This window comes from Brunnivagina elsteri CCALA 953, from assembly GCF_002289455.1.
GTDB classification, from domain to species: Bacteria; Cyanobacteriota; Cyanobacteriia; order Cyanobacteriales; family Nostocaceae; genus Brunnivagina; species Brunnivagina elsteri.
This window is the reverse complement of record NZ_NTFS01000677.1, coordinates 1-1,994: the sequence shown is the minus strand read 5'-3', so window position 1 is coordinate 1,994 and position 1,994 is coordinate 1. Positions and strand designations below refer to the sequence as shown.

The window sequence follows — 1,994 nt, the reverse complement described above, 5'->3', positions numbered from 1 at the left end:
TGGTACTGCCGTACTAAAAGTAATTATAACCATTTAACAAGAATAGATTTTCTCTTCTTTTTATTCCGTTTTTGATTTCTGGATTGGATTGCGATCGGCTTCTAACTGGCTTATATCCCCAGCTTGTAGAAGCATGGGGAATTACTTGAATTAGTTAAAAAAGCTTTTTATTTCATTTCGTCCTTAGCATTAGCAAAAGCCCAATCCAACCAAGGAAGCAACGCTTCAATATCAGCAGTTTCCACGGTTGCACCACCCCAAATCCGTAAACCAGGAGGAGCAGAACGGTAAGCAGCAACATCAAAAGCGACTTTTTGCTTCTCCAGCAACTTTGCTAATTTTTTAGCGCATTCGGCTTGTTGTTCCCCACTCAAACCCACAAACCATGCATCAACAATTTTTAAACAAATCGAAGTACAAGAGCGAGTTTCCACAGATTCTGCCAAAAAAGCAGCCCAATCACTCTTTTCCACCCATTTCGCCAATACAGCCAAATTAGCTTCACTACGGTTAATTAATCCCGCAAGTCCACCAATACTTTCTGCCCATTTCAACCCATCCAAAGCGTCTTCAACACACAACATCGAGGGAGTATTAATCGTATCACCCTTGAAAATACCTTCAATCAGCTTACCCTTACTCGTCATCCGAAATAACTTCGGCAAAGGACGAGGGGGTTGATAAGTCTCCAAACGCTCCACAGCACGGGGAGAAAGCACAATCACACCATGTTGAGCTTCTCCACCAAGTACCTTTTGCCATGAATAGGTGACAACATCAAGCTTTTCCCAAGGTACATCCATTGCGAACACTGCTGAGGTCGCATCGCAAATCGTCAAACCTTCCCGGTTATCTGGTATCCAATCACCATTGGGAACTCTTACCCCAGAAGTGGTTCCATTCCACAAAAAGACCACATCGTGACTAAAATCAACTTGCTTGAGGTCAGGTAAACTACCATAATCTGCCTTCATCAAGCGAACATCAGACAACTTCAACTCAGTGGTAACATCTGTCACCCATTCTTGACCAAAGCTTTCCCATGCCAAAATATCAACTGGTAGCTTACCTAATAAGGACCACATCGCCATTTCCACAGCACCCGTATCAGAAGCTGGAACTATTCCTAAGCGGTAGTTTGCGGGTACACCCAAGATTTTTTTCGACAGTTCAATAACTTCTACCAATTTTGCCTTACCATCTGCCGAACGATGGGAGCGACCCAAGCAGGCGTTGGATAGATTTGATACCGACCACCCTGGTCTTTTCGCGCAGGGACCGGAAGAGAAATTAGGAACTTGAGGTTTAACAGTGGGGGGATTAAGAAGAGTTTCTGGCATCAGTCTGAAAATTATGGCTAAAGTGTGCGGCTAATTTTAGTGCTGGGTTAGATCATACCTTGTTTACTTGGGGTTATTACATAAGGTGAACTGCTGTTATCTTATCCTCGGCATGTCACAGATTGCTGACTATTGTCACATGTCAATAGACGCTAATGCAGGAGTTCTGTTTTTCAATCTTTTTCTTTTACCAGAATTTTCTAGTACATTTTAGTGGAAATAAATCTACTATCTCCAAGCTCCAAAAGCTGATTTTTCGGCAATATTTCTTCTTTATTCTGACGAATTACTTCAACAATTTTGTACTAGTTTAAGCTTCGAGGGGGAAGAGTCAAAACAATTCGCAATACCCCTCCGGGGAAGCAAGCTACGTAATACTCGCGGAACGAGAAGCAAGCTACGCAATTCGCAATTAGTCAAATGATTGAATTAGCTGAAAATCGTTCTCCACTGCTACTAACCAAACCAATGCGTGCTAAATTGCTTGCTTTTTTTAGCTTGCGTTTGACTCATTTTCAACCGACTTCCTAAAATTAAGTAGTATTTATACTTATATGAAACTAGATTTTAGATTGATTAAAATGCTTGTTGGGAAAATAGTTGGGGGAAATAAGGATTATTACTTAATATGAGAGATTTATTATCCTTATGCTC

1 protein-coding gene is annotated in these 1,994 nt (G+C 41.2%); it reads right to left on the bottom strand.

Annotated features, from left to right (window positions below):
• Positions 1 to 167 precede the first annotated feature (167 nt).
• Positions 168 to 1,340 carry a phosphoserine transaminase gene (locus tag CK510_RS29770; RefSeq protein ID WP_095725041.1) on the bottom strand — a complete coding sequence of 391 codons (1,173 nt, stop codon included), beginning with the start codon at positions 1,338 to 1,340 and terminating at the stop codon, positions 168 to 170.
• Positions 1,341 to 1,994 lie beyond the last annotated feature (654 nt).

Excerpts from the sequence above, each read along its gene's own strand:
- CK510_RS29770 (WP_095725041.1), bottom strand. The coding sequence starts at position 1,340 with ATGCCAGAAACTCTTCTTAATCCCCCCACTGTTAAACCTCAAGTTCCT.